Source organism: Enterobacter sp. NFIX58 (assembly GCF_900110475.1).
Taxonomy (GTDB): Bacteria; Pseudomonadota; Gammaproteobacteria; order Enterobacterales; family Enterobacteriaceae; genus Enterobacter; species Enterobacter quasiroggenkampii.
Map to the genome: position 1 here is coordinate 117608 of NZ_FODW01000002.1, position 14736 is coordinate 132343.

General features: G+C 61.3%; 16 protein-coding genes. 7 read left to right on the plus strand and 9 right to left on the minus strand.

Translation table 11 applies throughout. The features are described 5' to 3' along the window. Window positions 1-142: 142 nt before the first annotated feature. A complete protein-coding gene (gene ascF, locus BMW97_RS10175) occupies window positions 143-1594 on the plus strand; it encodes a PTS cellobiose/arbutin/salicin transporter subunit IIBC (protein WP_024907719.1) in 1452 nt (483 codons plus the stop codon). Window positions 1595-1612: 18 nt separating this feature from the next. After that, entirely contained in the window at window positions 1613-3037 is a 1425-nt protein-coding gene (locus BMW97_RS10180) for a 6-phospho-beta-glucosidase (protein WP_045908509.1), read from the plus strand. Window positions 3038-3125: 88 nt separating this feature from the next. Here BMW97_RS10180 and hycI read toward each other — a convergent pair whose 3' ends face one another. The 9 genes from hycI to hycA all read right to left on the minus strand — a co-directional run bounded on the left by hycI (window position 3126) and on the right by hycA (window position 10904). Beyond that, a complete protein-coding gene (hycI, locus tag BMW97_RS10185) occupies window positions 3126-3581 on the minus strand; it encodes a hydrogenase maturation peptidase HycI (RefSeq protein ID WP_045908508.1) in 456 nt (151 codons plus the stop codon). After that, on the minus strand, window positions 3574-3984 hold the full coding sequence (locus BMW97_RS10190) for a formate hydrogenlyase maturation HycH family protein (protein ID WP_045908507.1): 411 nt from the start codon (window positions 3982-3984) through the stop codon (window positions 3574-3576). The genes hycI and BMW97_RS10190 overlap by 8 nt, the downstream gene beginning before the upstream one ends. Then, window positions 3981-4748, minus strand: a complete 768-nt coding sequence (locus BMW97_RS10195) for an NADH-quinone oxidoreductase subunit B family protein (protein WP_045908506.1) — start codon at window positions 4746-4748, stop codon at window positions 3981-3983. The genes BMW97_RS10190 and BMW97_RS10195 overlap by 4 nt, the downstream gene beginning before the upstream one ends. Continuing rightward, a complete protein-coding gene (locus tag BMW97_RS10200) occupies window positions 4748-5290 on the minus strand; it encodes a formate hydrogenlyase complex iron-sulfur subunit (protein ID WP_008499573.1) in 543 nt (180 codons plus the stop codon). The genes BMW97_RS10195 and BMW97_RS10200 overlap by 1 nt, the downstream gene beginning before the upstream one ends. 9 nt (window positions 5291-5299) lie before the next feature. After that, entirely contained in the window at window positions 5300-7009 is a 1710-nt protein-coding gene (hycE, locus tag BMW97_RS10205) for a formate hydrogenlyase subunit HycE (protein WP_045908505.1), read from the minus strand. A gap of 15 nt (window positions 7010-7024) precedes the next feature. Beyond that, window positions 7025-7948: a respiratory chain complex I subunit 1 family protein gene (locus BMW97_RS10210; protein WP_090392711.1), complete on the minus strand. Its 924-nt coding sequence runs from the start codon at window positions 7946-7948 to the stop codon at window positions 7025-7027. A gap of 1 nt (window position 7949) precedes the next feature. Next, window positions 7950-9764 carry a formate hydrogenlyase subunit 3 gene (hycC, locus tag BMW97_RS10215; RefSeq protein WP_045908503.1) on the minus strand — a complete coding sequence of 605 codons (1815 nt, stop codon included), beginning with the start codon at window positions 9762-9764 and terminating at the stop codon, window positions 7950-7952. Continuing rightward, a complete protein-coding gene (locus BMW97_RS10220) occupies window positions 9761-10369 on the minus strand; it encodes a 4Fe-4S dicluster domain-containing protein (RefSeq protein ID WP_023308971.1) in 609 nt (202 codons plus the stop codon). The genes hycC and BMW97_RS10220 overlap by 4 nt, the downstream gene beginning before the upstream one ends. A 70-nt stretch (window positions 10370-10439) precedes the next feature. After that, a complete protein-coding gene (gene hycA / locus BMW97_RS10225; protein ID WP_032653166.1) occupies window positions 10440-10904 on the minus strand; it encodes a formate hydrogenlyase regulator HycA in 465 nt (154 codons plus the stop codon). 210 nt (window positions 10905-11114) lie between these two features. Between hycA and hypA the strand changes: the two genes are divergently transcribed. Genes hypA through hypE form a run of 5 tightly spaced genes read left to right on the plus strand, consistent with a single transcriptional unit; the run spans window position 11115 to window position 14726 of the window. Beyond that, window positions 11115-11465: a hydrogenase maturation nickel metallochaperone HypA gene (gene hypA / locus BMW97_RS10230; RefSeq protein WP_039265546.1), complete on the plus strand. Its 351-nt coding sequence runs from the start codon at window positions 11115-11117 to the stop codon at window positions 11463-11465. Window positions 11466-11468: 3 nt separating this feature from the next. Then, window positions 11469-12332 carry a hydrogenase nickel incorporation protein HypB gene (gene hypB / locus BMW97_RS10235; protein WP_045908502.1) on the plus strand — a complete coding sequence of 288 codons (864 nt, stop codon included), beginning with the start codon at window positions 11469-11471 and terminating at the stop codon, window positions 12330-12332. Further along, the gene (locus BMW97_RS10240; RefSeq protein ID WP_045908501.1) at window positions 12323-12595 is read left to right on the plus strand and encodes a HypC/HybG/HupF family hydrogenase formation chaperone; all 273 of its coding nucleotides are present in this window, start codon (window positions 12323-12325) and stop codon (window positions 12593-12595) included. The genes hypB and BMW97_RS10240 overlap by 10 nt, the downstream gene beginning before the upstream one ends. Before the next feature lie 2 nt (window positions 12596-12597). Continuing rightward, window positions 12598-13719 carry a hydrogenase formation protein HypD gene (gene hypD / locus BMW97_RS10245; RefSeq protein WP_045908500.1) on the plus strand — a complete coding sequence of 374 codons (1122 nt, stop codon included), beginning with the start codon at window positions 12598-12600 and terminating at the stop codon, window positions 13717-13719. Beyond that, window positions 13716-14726, plus strand: a complete 1011-nt coding sequence (hypE, locus tag BMW97_RS10250; protein ID WP_045908499.1) for a hydrogenase expression/formation protein HypE — start codon at window positions 13716-13718, stop codon at window positions 14724-14726. The genes hypD and hypE overlap by 4 nt, the downstream gene beginning before the upstream one ends. Window positions 14727-14736 lie beyond the last annotated feature (10 nt).

The window sequence follows — 14736 nt, forward strand, 5'->3', positions numbered from 1 at the left end:
ACGCTTTGGGTTCCTGCTGGTGATCGGCGTCACGAAATAAAAAAATGGTTAAAAAGCGATCTTGTTTCATTCATAAAAACTCATGATGATTATGTGGAACCGGTTTCCTACATTTCACACAACGATAACAGGATCACATCCGATGGCCAAAAATTACGCTGCGCTGGCGAACGACGTTATCAGCGCGCTGGGCGGCAAAGAGAACATCGTCGCCGTCACCCACTGCATGACGCGACTGCGTTTCGTTCTGAAAGACGAAACCCTCACCGACGCCGCCCGCCTGAAAAGCATCAGCGGCGTGCTCGGCGTGGTGCGCAACGACAACCAGTGCCAGGTGATTATTGGCAATACCGTCTCCCAGGCGTACCGCGAGGTGGTAAGCCTGCTGCCCGCTGACCTGCAGCCCGCGGTGCCGGAAGGCCCGCAAAAGCTGACGCTGCGCCGCATTGGCGCCGGGATCCTCGACGCGCTGATCGGCACCATGTCCCCGCTGATCCCGGCGATCATCGGCGGCTCGATGGTCAAGCTGCTGGCGATGATCCTTGAGATGACCGGCGTGCTGCCCAAAGGCGCGCCGACGCTCACCATTTTGACCGTCATCGGCGACGGCGCGTTCTTCTTCCTGCCGCTGATGGTGGCGGCCTCGGCGGCGGTGAAATTCAAAACCAACATGTCGCTGGCGATAGCCATTGCGGGCGTGCTGGTGCACCCGAGCTTTATCGAGCTGATGGCGAAAGCCGCGCAGGGCGAGCACGTTGAGTTCGCGTTTATCCCGGTGACGGCGGTGAAATACACCTACACCGTCATCCCCGCGCTGGTGATGACCTGGTGCCTGTCGTACATCGAGCGCTGGGTGGATCGCATTACCCCGGCGGTGACGAAAAACTTCCTCAAGCCGATGCTGATCGTGCTGATTGCCGCCCCGCTCGCCATCGTGCTGATTGGGCCGCTGGGCATCTGGATCGGTAGCGCGATCTCCGCGCTGGTCTACACCATTCACGGCTATCTGGGCTGGCTCTCCGTGGCCATCATGGGCGCGCTGTGGCCGCTGCTGGTCATGACCGGCATGCACCGCGTGTTTACGCCAACCATCATTCAGACCATTGCCGAGACGGGCAAGGAAGGGATGGTGATGCCGTCGGAAATTGGCGCCAACCTGTCGCTCGGCGGTTCGTCGCTGGCGGTGGCGTGGAAAACCAAAAACCCGGAGCTGCGCCAGACGGCGCTGGCGGCGGCGGCCTCCGCCATCATGGCGGGGATCTCTGAACCGGCCCTGTACGGCGTCGCAATACGTCTGAAACGCCCGCTGATTGCAAGCCTGATCAGCGGCTTTATCTGCGGCGCGGTTGCCGGTATCGCGGGTCTTGCCAGCCACTCGATGGCGGCACCGGGGCTGTTTACCAGCGTACAGTTCTTCGACCCGGCGAACCCGATGACCATCGTCTGGGTGTTTGGCGTGATGGGTCTGGCAGTGGTGCTGTCGTTTGTTCTGACCCTGATACTGGGCTTTGAGGATATTCCGGTCGAAGACGACGCCGAAAAAGCGCGCGCCCTGCAGACCGCACCGGTACAGAACAACGCAGCAAAAGCATAAATTGAAAGCGAGGTAAGAATGTCTGTTTTTCCACAAGGATTTTTATGGGGCGGCGCGCTTGCCGCCAACCAGAGTGAAGGCGCTTACCGTGAGGGCGGCAAAGGGCTGACGACGGTCGATATGATCCCCCACGGCGCGAACCGCCTGGCGGTGAAGCTCGGTAAGGAAAAGCGTTTTTCGCTGCGTGACGACGAATTCTACCCGAGCCACGAGGCGATTGATTTTTACCATCGCTATAAAGAGGACATCGCTCTGATGGCGGAGATGGGCTTTACGGTGTTCCGCACCTCGATCGCCTGGAGCCGCCTCTATCCGAATGGCGACGAGCCGCTGCCGAACAAAGAGGGCATTGCCTTTTACCGCGCGGTGTTCGAGGAGTGCAAAAAGTACAACATCGAGCCGCTGGTAACCCTCTGCCACTTCGACGTGCCAATGCACCTGGTGACGGAGTACGGCTCCTGGCGCAACCGCAAAATGGTGGATTTCTTTGCCCGCTACGCCCGCACCTGCTTCGAGGAGTTTAACGGGCTGGTGAAATACTGGCTGACCTTCAACGAAATCAACATCATGCTGCACAGCCCGTTCTCCGGCGCGGGGCTGGTGTTTGAGGAAGGCGAAAATGAAGACCAGGTGAAATACCAGGCCGCTCACCACGAGCTGGTGGCGAGCGCGCTGGCGACTAAAATTGCTCACGAGGTGAACCCGGAAAACCAGGTCGGCTGCATGCTGGCGGGCGGTAACTTCTACCCCTACTCCTGCAAGCCGGAAGACGTGTGGATGGCGCTGGAGAAAGACCGCGAGAACCTGTTCTTTATCGACGTGCAGGCGCGCGGCAGCTATCCGGCCTATTCTGCCCGCGTGTTCCGCGAGAAAGGCGTCGTGATTGTTAAAGACCCGGGCGATGACGAACTGCTGAAAAATACCGTCGATTTTGTCTCTTTCAGCTATTACGCCTCGCGCTGCGCCTCGGCGGATATGAACGCGAACAACACCAATGCGGCGAACATCGTTAAATCTCTGCGCAACCCGCACATTCAGGTGAGCGAATGGGGCTGGGGCATCGACCCGCTCGGCCTGCGCATCACCATGAACATGATGTACGACCGCTACCAGAAGCCGCTGTTCCTGGTGGAAAACGGCCTGGGAGCGAAAGATGTCGTTGATGAAAACGGCGAGATTAACGACGACTACCGCATCAGCTATCTGCGCGAGCATATCCGCGCGATGGGCGACGCGATTGAGGACGGCGTGCCGCTGATGGGTTACACCACCTGGGGCTGCATTGACCTTGTCTCGGCCTCAACCGGTGAGATGAGCAAGCGTTACGGGTTTGTGTACGTTGACCGCGACGACGCCGGGAATGGCACGCTGGAGCGGAAACGCAAGAAATCGTTCGGATGGTATAAGAAGGTGATTGCGAGTAACGGGGGGGATCTCGAGTAGCCTGTTGCCCTCACCCCAGCCCTCTCCCACAGGGAGAGGGAGATGGGTTTGGTAGGCCGGGTAAGGCGAAGCCGCCACCCGGCACTGCTCAGAGCTGAGAAAACCCTCCGTCTCCAGCCCACCCGGCTAGTCGTGAATACACCACCTCCACCGCCTCCTTCACCGGCGGCGTCATCGGGTAATAAAACCCGACAATGTCCGGCTGAATGCCCAAAAACAGCACCTCGCCCACGTCACCTTTGATCTGATCCACCAGGTAGTTCAGCGGCATATTGTGGGTGGTCATCATAAACATCTCGGCGATGTCGTCCGGGTCAATCAGGCGGATCTCGCCGGGGTTGAGTCCCATATCGGTGGCATCGACGATTAACAGCCTGTCCGGACGCAGCTCGCGGATGGCAACCACGTCGTTTTCCGGCGCGCTGCCGCCGTCAATCACCACCCAACTGCCCTGCGGGTTCGCGGCGCACATCTCCGCCAGCAGCGGACCCGCGCCGTCGTCGCCCATCATGCTGTTGCCGACACACAGTAAAACGTCAGTCACGTAATCTCCTCACCATCAGGTAGATGGCGCTCTCCTGATGAATATCATGCAGCATACCGAGCAGCGTTTTGCTCCACGCCTGCTGCTTCGGGGTTTGTCTGCCGAGCGCCGCGTCAAAGGCGTTGGCGAGCATGGCAATGTGGTTCGCATCGATCACGATCTCACCGTACTTCGGCACGCCTTCCATTTTGCGCCGCGCCGAACTGCCCTCCTCCAGCGTGGCAATCCACGCCAGGTATTCCGGCCACGGACAGCTCAGTGCGGCCTCCAGGCAGTCAATCACCCCGAGGTGATGCCCAATCGCCAGGCTGTAATAGACCACCTGCTGCGCCGCATCCGGCGTGGCATCGTTCTCATCAATAAACTTACGGCTCAGCTGGCTGAACACCACCGTTTCACTCATCGGATACGCGCCTCATCGACGATGCTGTTCAGGTTCGCCACAATCTCATTGAGGCGCGGATCGTTTTCCGCCTCCAGCCAGCGTGCGACCTGATGCTCGCCCTGGCTCAGCAGGCGCAGATAGCCGTCGGCAATCTGACGGCCGTAGCGATAGCCCGCCAGCCTGCGCGCCGTGCGGTCTACCTTCACCCGCAGCGGCTGCACCATGTCCGGGTGCAGAATGGCCGCAGCCTGGTTGTCGAGCTCGCCCGGCTCGCGGGCGTGGATTTTCTGCTCCAGCAGGCCGAGCGCCATCGCAAAGCCGTACAGCGTGGCGGCGGGGGTCGGCGGACAGCCCGGAATGTAGACGTCCACCGGCACGATTTTGTCGGTGCCGCCCCAGACGCAGTAGAGGTCATGGAAGATGCCGCCGCTGTTGCCGCAGGCGCCGTACGAGATGCAGATTTTCGGGTCCGGCGCGGACTGCCAGGCGCGCAGCGCGGGCGAGCGCATGGCGCGGGTGACGGCCCCGGTGAACAGCAGGATGTCCGCATGACGCGGGGACGGCACCACTTTGATGCCGAAGCGCTCGGCATCAAACAGCGGCGACAGCGTAGCGAAGATCTCAATCTCGCAGCCGTTGCAGCCTCCGCAATCCACGCGGTAGACGTAGGCCGAGCGTTTGATTTTTTTCAGCAGCGACGCCTTCATGCTGGCGATGGATTCATCCACCGTCATCGGCACCGGAATGCCGTTAGCGTCGCGTGGGCCAAGTAAATTGTCCATCAGCTGGCCTCTCTCATGTGGCGGGTGATATCAATGCGGTCGGACGGCAGCAGGCACTTCTGTCGCTTGCACGCCGGGCAGGTTTCAAAGCTTTCACGGTGATGCTCCGCGCGGGCGTCGCCGTTGTGCTGCAGCAGCGCAATGGCGTAGTCGATCTCTTTCTGCACGGCGAACGGGCGCTGGCAGACGCGGCAGTGGCACAGGTCAAAGCGCGACTGCTGCAGGAAATCCTCTTTCTTCCACACCGCCAACTCGTACTCCTGCGACAGGCGGATGGCGACCGTCGGGCAGACCTCTTCGCAGCGGCCGCAGAAGATGCAGCGCCCGAGGTTAAACTGCCAGGCCAGCTCGCCGGTTTTGAGATCCGTTTCCACCGTTAAGGCGTTCGACGGACAGGCGTTGACGCAGGCCGCGCAGCCGATGCACTGCTGCGGGTTGTGTTCCGGCTTGCCGCGAAAGTTTTTGTCGACCGGCATCGGCTCCAGCGGATAGCGGCTGGTCTGCGTGCCGGTTTTGATCACTTTTTTGATAAAGGTAAACATGACGAATCCTTATTTCAGCGGCGAGTTCTTACGCTCGATGCTGTAGCGCTCAAGCTCTTTATACGGCACCACCTGGCTTTTCTTCTTGCGCACGTCCACGACGGTCATGCGGTCGGTGCAGGAGTAGCACGGGTCGAGGCTGCCGATGATCAGCGGCGCATCAGACACGGTGTTACCGCGCAGCATGTAGCGCAGGGTTGGCCAGTTGGCGTAGGTCGCCGCACGGCAGCGCCAGCGGTAGAGCTTCTGGTTGTCGCCGGTCATGCTCCAGTGAATGTCGTCCCCGCGCGGCGCTTCGGCAAAGCCGAGGGCAAAGCGGTTTGGAATGTAGGTGAAGCCCTCCACCATCAGCGGGCCACCCGGCAGGTTGTCCAGACCAAAGTCGATCATATTCAGCGCGGTGAACACCTCGTTGATGCGCACCTTCAGGCGGGAGATGACGTCGCAGCCCTGCTCGCTGTGCACGGTCATCGGCAGCAGGCCGTAGCCGACGAACGGGTGATCGGCACGCGTGTCGCGGGCGTGGCCGCTGGCGCGCACCATCGGGCCGACGTTACTGAAATCGCGGGCAATCTCAGGATCGAGGCGGCCAATGCCGACGGTGCGCTGCTCGATGTTGGGCGTGCTGAGCAGCATGTCCACCAGCTCCTGCACGTCGCGGCGCATCTGCTGCGCCAGCTGGCGGGTCTGGATCATGTCATCCTTCAGCAGGTCGCGGCGGATCCCGCCGATCAGGTTCAGACCGTAGGTTTTGCGCGCCCCGGTGAGGATCTCCGCCATCTTCATCGACGCTTCACGCACGCGGAAGAACTGCATAAACCCGGAGTCAAAGCCGACAAAGTGGCAGGCCAGGCCGAGGTTCAGCAGGTGCGAGTGCAGGCGCTCCACCTCCAGCAGAATGGCGCGGATCATCTGCGCGCGTTCCGGCACCACGATCCCCATGCCGTTCTCTACCGAGGTGGTGTAGGCGGTGCTGTGGGCGAAGCCGCAGATGCCGCACACGCGGTCAGAGAGGAACGTGACTTCGTTGTAGCCCATGCGGGTTTCCGCCAGCTTTTCCATGCCGCGGTGGACGTAGAACAGGCGGTAGTCGGCGTCGATAATGTTTTCGCCGTCGACGAACAGGCGGAAGTGGCCCGGCTCGTCGGAAGTGACGTGCAGCGGCCCGATCGGCACCACGTTATTCTTCTTGCTGCCCAGCTCGTTGATGAATTCGTAGGTTTCACTGTCGGTGGTCGGGGCCGGACGCTGGCGGTAGTCCATGCTGTCTTTGCGCAGCGGATAGAGTTCGTCCGGCCAGTCGTCCGGCAGCACCAGACGGCGCTCATCCGGCAGGCCAACCGGCACCAGGCCATACATGTCGCGCACTTCACGCTCGCCCCAGACGGCAGCGGGCACGCGCGGCGTGACGGACGGGTATTCCGGTTTATTCGGGTCGACCTCGACGCGCACGGTGATCCAGCACTTCTCGCCCTGCTCCATCGACATCACGTAGTACACCGCGTAATTGCCGCACAGCTGGCGCTCGTCGTTACCGAACAGCACCGACAGCCAGCCGCCCTGCCGGTAGTAGAGAAACTCCACCACTTCTGGCAGATAGTTCACCTTTACGGTGACGGTGATCTGGTCTTTGGTTTGCCAGGACTCCTCCAGCACCACGCCGGGGAAAGCCTGATGCAATGCGGCGAGATACTGCTGACCTTTCTTTTCTTCAGACATAAACACTCTCTTTAATCACGCCACCAGCAAGGAGACGAACGCTAAAAATGCAAAACCAAAACCGGCCCAGGTAATGCGTGACGTTTCCACAAAACGCAGACGCGCCATGCTGTTTTCGAACAGGGCAATGACCAGCACGCCGACCAGCAGCTTGAGGGCGGCAACCACGACGGCCAGCAGCAGACCGCCCGCGGAGAAGTGCATCATCTGCCCCCACGGGAAGAAGACGCCGACAAACATCTGCAGCATCACCAGCTGTTTAAGGCTGATGCCCCACTTCAGCACCGCAAAGCCGTAGCCGCTGTATTCGGTGAGCGGTCCTTCCTGCAGTTCCTGCTCGGCTTCGGCCAGATCGAACGGCAGTTTGCCCATCTCGATAAAGGTGGCAAACGCGCAGGCGCACAGCGCCAGCACCAGCGGAAGGGAGCGGGCAACCGGCCAGTGGTACACGGTGTGGGTGATAAAGCTGATGTGCGTGGAACCCGCAACCTGCGCGGCGACCCACAGCCCCAGCAGCAGGATCGGCTCAACCAGCACGCCGAGCATCGCCTCGCGACTGGCACCGATGCCGGTAAACGGGCTCCCGGTGTCGAGACCCGCAATCGCAAAGAAGAAGCGGGCGATGGCAAACAGGTAGATCAGCGTAATCAGATCCCCGAGCGCCGGCAGCGGCGAAGCCACCGTCACCACCGGCAGCGCGGTGGCGATGGTGAGCATCACGCCCACCATCACGAACGGCGTCAGGCGGAAGACCCAGCCTGCGGCATCCGGCGCCACGCTCTGGCGAGAAAGCAGCTTGAAGAGATCGCGATACTCCTGGAGCACGCCAGGCCCGCGACGGTTGTGCATCCGGGCGCGCGCCACGCGCGTGATGCCCGACAGCAGCGGCGCGGCGGCAAACAGCACCAGCGCCTGAAGAATTGCCAGTAACAGACTCATGTCAGGCTCCTCGTGAAATCACAACGATCACCAGCACCGCCAGCTCGATAACCGCCAGACGGCGGAACAGCGCGGGTGCGGCAGCGCTCTGCCAGCCGGGTACCCAGCGCACCGGGTTCAGCCAGTGGCGCAGCTTCAGCACGGCGGCAAAGTTCTCTTTCACCGGCATAGCGAAACCGTGGGCGGTGATGACCATCGACTGTTCGTGTTCGTAGCCGCAGGCCCATGCTGCACCGCGCGAACGGGAGGTGAGCCGGTCGCGTTTGAAGAACAGCATCAGCACCAGCGGCAGCAGCGGTGCGCCTATCAGCAGCAGCGCGATCATGGGCTGGGAAACGGTGGTGTTCGCCGCGGTCAGCGGCAGCGGAATGGCATTGCCCAGCAGCGGCAGCAGCCACGGTGCGGCGACGCCGCCCGCGATGCAGCACAGCGCCAGCGCGACCACGCTTACGCCCATCAGTAGCGGTGCGCAGCAGGCGTTCTCAGCCTCACGCGTACGCGGTGCGCCGAGGAAGGTCACGCCATAAACTTTCGCCATGCACATCACCGCCAGCGCACCGGTAATCGCCAGCCCGACCGCCAGCAACGGCCCCAGCAGACGGGCGATAAACGCCTCGCTCTGACCGAGGGCGAAGAAGGACTGATAGATCACCCACTCCCCGGCAAAGCCGTTCAGCGGCGGCAGCGCGGCCATCGCCATCAGCCCGACCAGCATCGCCAGCGAAATCACCGGCATTTTTTTGCCAATCCCACCGAGCTTTTCGATATCCCGATGGCCGGTGCGGAACCAGACGCTGCCCGCCCCGAGGAACAGGGTGCTTTTAAACAGGCTGTGGTTGATCAGGTGATAAAGACCGCCGATAAAACCGGCCGCAATCAGCGCCGGTTGATTCAGCGCCAGCCCGGTCACGCCCGCGCCAATGCCGAGCAGAATGATGCCGATATTCTCCAGCGTGTGGTACGCCAGAAGACGCTGGATATTGTGCTCCATCAGCGCGTACAGGCCGCCGACGAAGGCGGTGATCATGCCCGCAATCAGCAGCACCACGCCCCACCACAGCGGCGGTTGTCCGCCGGTCAGCGTAATCGCCAGGATCCCAAACAGACCGACCTTCATCACCACCACCGAAAACAGCGCGGCGGCGGGCGCGGAAGCATTCGCATGCGCCTGCGGCACCCAGCCGTGCAGCGGGATGATTCCGGCGAGCAGGCCAAAGCCGAGCACGCCCAGCAGCCAGACGTCATTCCCCAGCGGATGCCCGTTAAGCGCAGCAAAGTCCAGCGTGCCGAAGCGCTGCCACACCAGCCAGCAGGCCAGCGCCAGCAGCAGCGTCCCGAGGCGTCCCAGCGCAAACCACAATTTCCCGGAGGCGCTGCAGCCCGTCAGGAACACGCCGCAGAGCGCCATGATCTCCGCCATCACCACCAGCGCGCCGAGGTTGCTGGCGGTAACGGTACAGACCGCCGTCGCCATCAGCAGGTTCACCAACAGGCCGTTGGCTTTAGCGTGCGGGTGGCGATGCCACTCGATATTGAACAGGCTGATAAACAGCCCGCACAGGCCAAACGTCACCAGCCAGAGGGCGTTCAGCGGCGTAATCTCAACGGTGTGGCGAACCAGCGGTATGAGGGTGTCAACGGATTGTCCGCCGAGCAGAACAACGCCGCCTGCCGCCAGCGTCAACAGGCTACCTGCCGCCCCGCCAATCCCGGCAACCCCGCCGCTCAGGGTTTTATGGAAGGAGAAGATCGGCGCCAGAATAGCTGCGGCAATAAAACAAGCTACCGCGCCGGTAATCATCATGGCCGCGTTCATTTCGCCCCCTCGTTAAGCGCCTGTAGCAGAGAAAGGTCGCCAAAATCACTGTTGATGGTCAGCTCGCGCTTGCGCTTGCTGGTACGGGCGATATCGCGAATGTTAACCAGAATCAGCGCTTTCGTCGGACAGGTCCGTACGCAGGCCGGGCCCTGTTCATCGAAGCTGCACAGGTCGCACTTCACCGCCACGGCACGGATGCCGGGCACCCAGTCCAGCAGCGTGCTGACGCGTGCAGGCGCCGGCGGCGCGGGCGGGGCTTTAGGCGAGTTGGCATTGGCCGGAATATGCAGCGGGCGGCTGCCGGAAAATTCAATTGCGCCGAACGGGCAGGCAATGCCGCACAGCTTGCAGCTTACGCACAGGCTTTCGTTCAGCTGGACAGCACCATCCACGCGGGTGATGGCATTTACAGGACAGACACCCGCGCACGGGGCATCTTCACAGTGATGGCAGAGCTGCGGGGCAGACTCTTTTTCATTACGCATGACGTGCAGGCGCGGCATGGACTGCAGCCCATGCAGGCGATGTGTTTCCGAACACGCCGCCTCACAGGTTCGACAGCCAATGCAGACCGTCGAGTCAGCAATTACAAAACGGTTCACCGGGTTATCCTCTGGTGATAGTCATTTTTGTCGAAAAGCTGTCTTGTCGACACTTCTCGACACGCATGGGTCAGGCCACGTTCGCTGAGGCATTTCCATCCATCAGCTGCTTCAGGTTGACCGGAAGATCGTGCTCAACGGCGGCGTACAGGCCGTTATAAACCGGCGCGATTTTTTCCAGATAGTGCTCCAGCACCTGCTGGCGATCGCGGTTGCTGACGTGGCCGTCCACCATGCCGTCGGCCATCAGCTGCGCCTTCGCAATACACTGTTTTTCGCCGTCTTTTGTCTCGAGGTAGTACTCAATGGTGTGGCTGTTGAAGTTATCCGCCAGGGTCACGTTGATGGTGAAATGGCCGAAGAGGACAAAGCGCATATCCCCCTGCGCCGCGCAGCTCATCGCGTGGTGAAGACGCGCTTTCGACAAGGTAATGCCCTGAACCAGCGAGTTGCAGTAAAGGTGCCACTGGTCCTGTAACTGTTGATGACGCTGCGCGATGTAATCCGCTTTTTCGCTGATTTCCCAAATAGTCATAGAAGGTATCCGTTTAATGGAGATAGCGGCTGTTAAGCAGATTCCATGCCAGTTTTTATTTTGCTGATTTTAAAGGGATTAAACTGAAAAACCGCTGTCATCACCGCGGTGTCGACGTGTCATTTCGACAGCGTTGACATCGTCACGCCTTAACAAAAACCAAGCTGGCACTGTTATTGCATTACCGGGGCAATTCATTGAGGAGGCGTCATGCACGAAATCACCCTCTGCCAGCGGGCTCTGGAACTTATCGAACAGCAGGCAGTGCAAAACCACGCGAAGCGCGTCACCGGCGTCTGGCTGAAGGTCGGAGCGTTTTCCTGCGTCGAGACCAGCGCCCTGACCTTCTGTTTTGAGCTGGTCTGCCGCGGCACGCTGGCGGAAGGCTGCGAACTGCATATTGAAGAACAGCAGGCGGAGTGCTGGTGCGAGCAGTGTCAGCAGTACGTCACCCTGCTGTCATCGAAGGTACAGCGCTGCCCGCAGTGTCAGAGCGGCGGTCTGCGCATCGTGGCGGATGACGGCATGCAGATCCAACGCCTCGAAATCGAGAAGGAGTAAAGTATGTGTAGTACCTGCGGTTGCGCCGAAGGCAACCTGTATATAGAAGGGGATGAACACCGCCCCCACTCCGCGTTTCGCTCCGCGCCCTTTTCACCCGCCCCACGCCCTGCGGCAGCCCTGACCGGCATTACCTTTGCGCCGCAACGCTCCGATGCGGGCGACCTGCATTACGGCCACGGCGAAGCAGGCACCCACGCGCCGGGCATGAGCCAGCGCCAGATGCTGGAGGTGGAAATCAACGTGCTGGACAAAAATAACCAGCTCGCCGCCCGCAACCGCGCCCGCTTTGCCACCCGCAAACAGCTGGCGCTGAACCTGGTCTCCAGCCCCGGTTCCGGTAAAACCACGCTGCTGACCGAAACGCTCAAGCGCCTGAACGGGCGCGTCTCCTGTGCGGTGATCGAAGGCGACCAGCAAACCGTTAACGACGCGGCGCGCATTCGCGAAACCGGCACCCCGGCGATTCAGGTCAACACCGGCAAAGGCTGCCACCTTGATGCACAGATGATTGCCGACGCGGCCCCGCGCCTGCCGCTGGCAGATAACGGCATCCTGTTTATTGAAAACGTCGGCAACCTCGTCTGCCCGGCGAGCTTCGACCTCGGCGAACGACACAAGGTGGCGGTGCTTTCAGTGACCGAAGGCGAAGACAAGCCGCTGAAGTACCCGCACATGTTTGCCGCCGCGTCCGTCATGCTGCTGAACAAAGTCGACCTGCTGCCGTACCTGAATTTCGACGTGGATAAGTGCCTGGCGTATGCCCGCGAGGTGAACCCGGAGATTGAGATCCTGCTGGTCTCCGCCACGCGCGGCGACGGCATGGACGGCTGGCTACACTGGCTGGAGAGCGAACGATGTGCATAGGCGTACCGGGAGAAATTCACGCCATCGACGGTAATCAGGCCAAAGTCGAGGTTTGCGGCATCCTGCGCGACGTCGACCTGACGCTGGTGGGCAGCACCGATGAAACGGGCGCCTCGCGTCTCGGCCAGTGGGTGCTGGTCCACGTGGGGTTCGCCATGAGCGTGATTAACGAAGCGGAAGCCCGCGACACGCTCGACGCCCTGCAAAATATGTTCGACGTGGAGCCTGACGTGGGCGCGCTGCTGTACGGCGAGGAGCGGTAATCATGCGTTACGTTGATGAATACCGCGCGCCGGAGCAGGTGCTGCAGCTTATCGGCCTCCTGAAAACGCGCGCAGCGCGGCTGGACTACACGAAAGAAAGGCCGCTGCGGATCATGGAGGTGTGCGGCGGGCACACGCACGCGATCTTCAAATTTGGCCTCGACCAGCTGCTGCCGGAGAACATTGAGTTTATCCACGGCCCCGGCTGCCCGGTCTGCGTGCTGCCGATGGGGCGCATCGACAGCTGTATTGAAATTGCCAGCCAGCCCGACGTCATTTTCTGCACCTTTGGCGACGCGATGCGCGTGCCGGGGAAAAATGGTTCGCTGCTGCAGGCGAAAGCGCGCGGCGCAGACATCCGGATTGTCTATTCGCCGATGGATGCCCTGATGCTGGCAGCGGATAAGCCCGGGCGCAAGGTGGTGTTTTTTGGCCTGGGGTTTGAAACCACCATGCCCGCCACCGCCATCACGCTGCAGCAGGCGAAAGCGCGCGGCGTCGATAACTTTTTCTTCTTCTGCCAGCACATTACGCTCATCCCCACCCTACGCAGCCTGCTTGAAGAGCCAGGCAACGGCATTGACGCTTTTCTGGCACCGGGCCACGTCAGCATGGTGATTGGCACAGACGCCTACGGTTTTATCGCTGAACAGTACAATCGTCCGTTAGTGGTGGCTGGTTTCGAACCACTTGATCTACTGCAAGGTGTCACCATGCTGGTTGAGCAGAAAATAGCGGCCCTGAGTACCGTGGAAAATCAGTACCGCCGCGTGGTGCCGGATGCGGGAAATGAACGAGCGCAGCAGGCGATAGCCGACGTGTTTAGCGTTGAGGGCGACAGCGAATGGCGAGGCCTGGGGCTGATTGCTGAATCCGGCGTGCGCCTGGCGCCAGCCTATCGCGCGTTCGACGCCGAAGCGCATTTCCGCCCGCAGCCGCAGCAGGTTTGCGACGATCCCCGGGCACGCTGTGGCGAGGTGCTCACCGGCAAATGCAAACCGCATCAGTGTCCGTTATTTGGCAATACCTGTAATCCGCAAACGGCGTTTGGGGCGCTGATGGTCTCCTCCGAAGGGGCGTGTGCCGCGTGGTATCAGTATCGCAACCAGGAGAGTGAAGCATGAATACGGTTGAAATGGCGCACGGCAGCGGCGGACAGGCGATGCAGCAGCTGATTAACCGGCTGTTTATGGAGGCCTTTAACAACCCCTGGCTCGCCGAACAGGAAGACCAGGCGCGCATTGACCTCGCCACCCTCACCGCCCAGGGCGACAGGCTGGCCTTCTCCACCGACAGCTACGTCATTGACCCACTGTTCTTCCCGGGCGGCGATATCGGCAAGCTCGCCGTCTGCGGCACGGCGAACGACGTCGCCGTCAGCGGCGCCATCCCGCGCTACCTCTCCTGCGGGTTTATCCTTGAAGAGGGATTACCGATGGAGACGCTCACGGCCGTGGTCAACAGCATGGCGCAGACCGCGCGCGAAGCGGGGATAGCTATCGTCACCGGCGACACAAAAGTGGTGCAGCGCGGCGCGGCCGACAAGCTGTTTATCAACACCGCCGGCATGGGCGCGATCCCCGCCGATATTCACTGGGGTGCACAGCGCCTCAGCACGGGCGACGTGCTGATCGTGACCGGCACGCTGGGCTGCCACGGGGCGACCATCCTGAACCTGCGCGAAGGTCTGGGGCTGGACGGCGAACTGCGCAGCGACTGCGCGGTACTCACCCCGCTGATTCAGACGCTGCGCGGTATTCCCGGCGTGAAGGCCCTGCGGGATGCCACGCGAGGTGGTGTCAACGCCGTGGTCCATGAGTTTGCGGCAAGCTGCGGATGCGGGATTGAACTCACCGAGCGCAGCCTGCCCGTTAAGCCCGCCGTTCGTGGGCTTTGCGAACTGCTGGGGCTGGATCCGCTCAACTTTGCAAACGAAGGCAAGCTGGTGATTGGCGTTGAACGGGCCGCGGCACAAGCCGTTCTTGAACAGCTGCAGGCTCATCCGTCAGGAAAAGAGGCGGCGATAATTGGTGAAGTGGTTGAGCGCAAAGGGGTGCGCCTGACCGGACTTTATGGCGTGAAGCGCACGCTGGATCTGCCTCACGCTGAACCCTTACCCCGTATTTGCTAGGCCGCGCCAC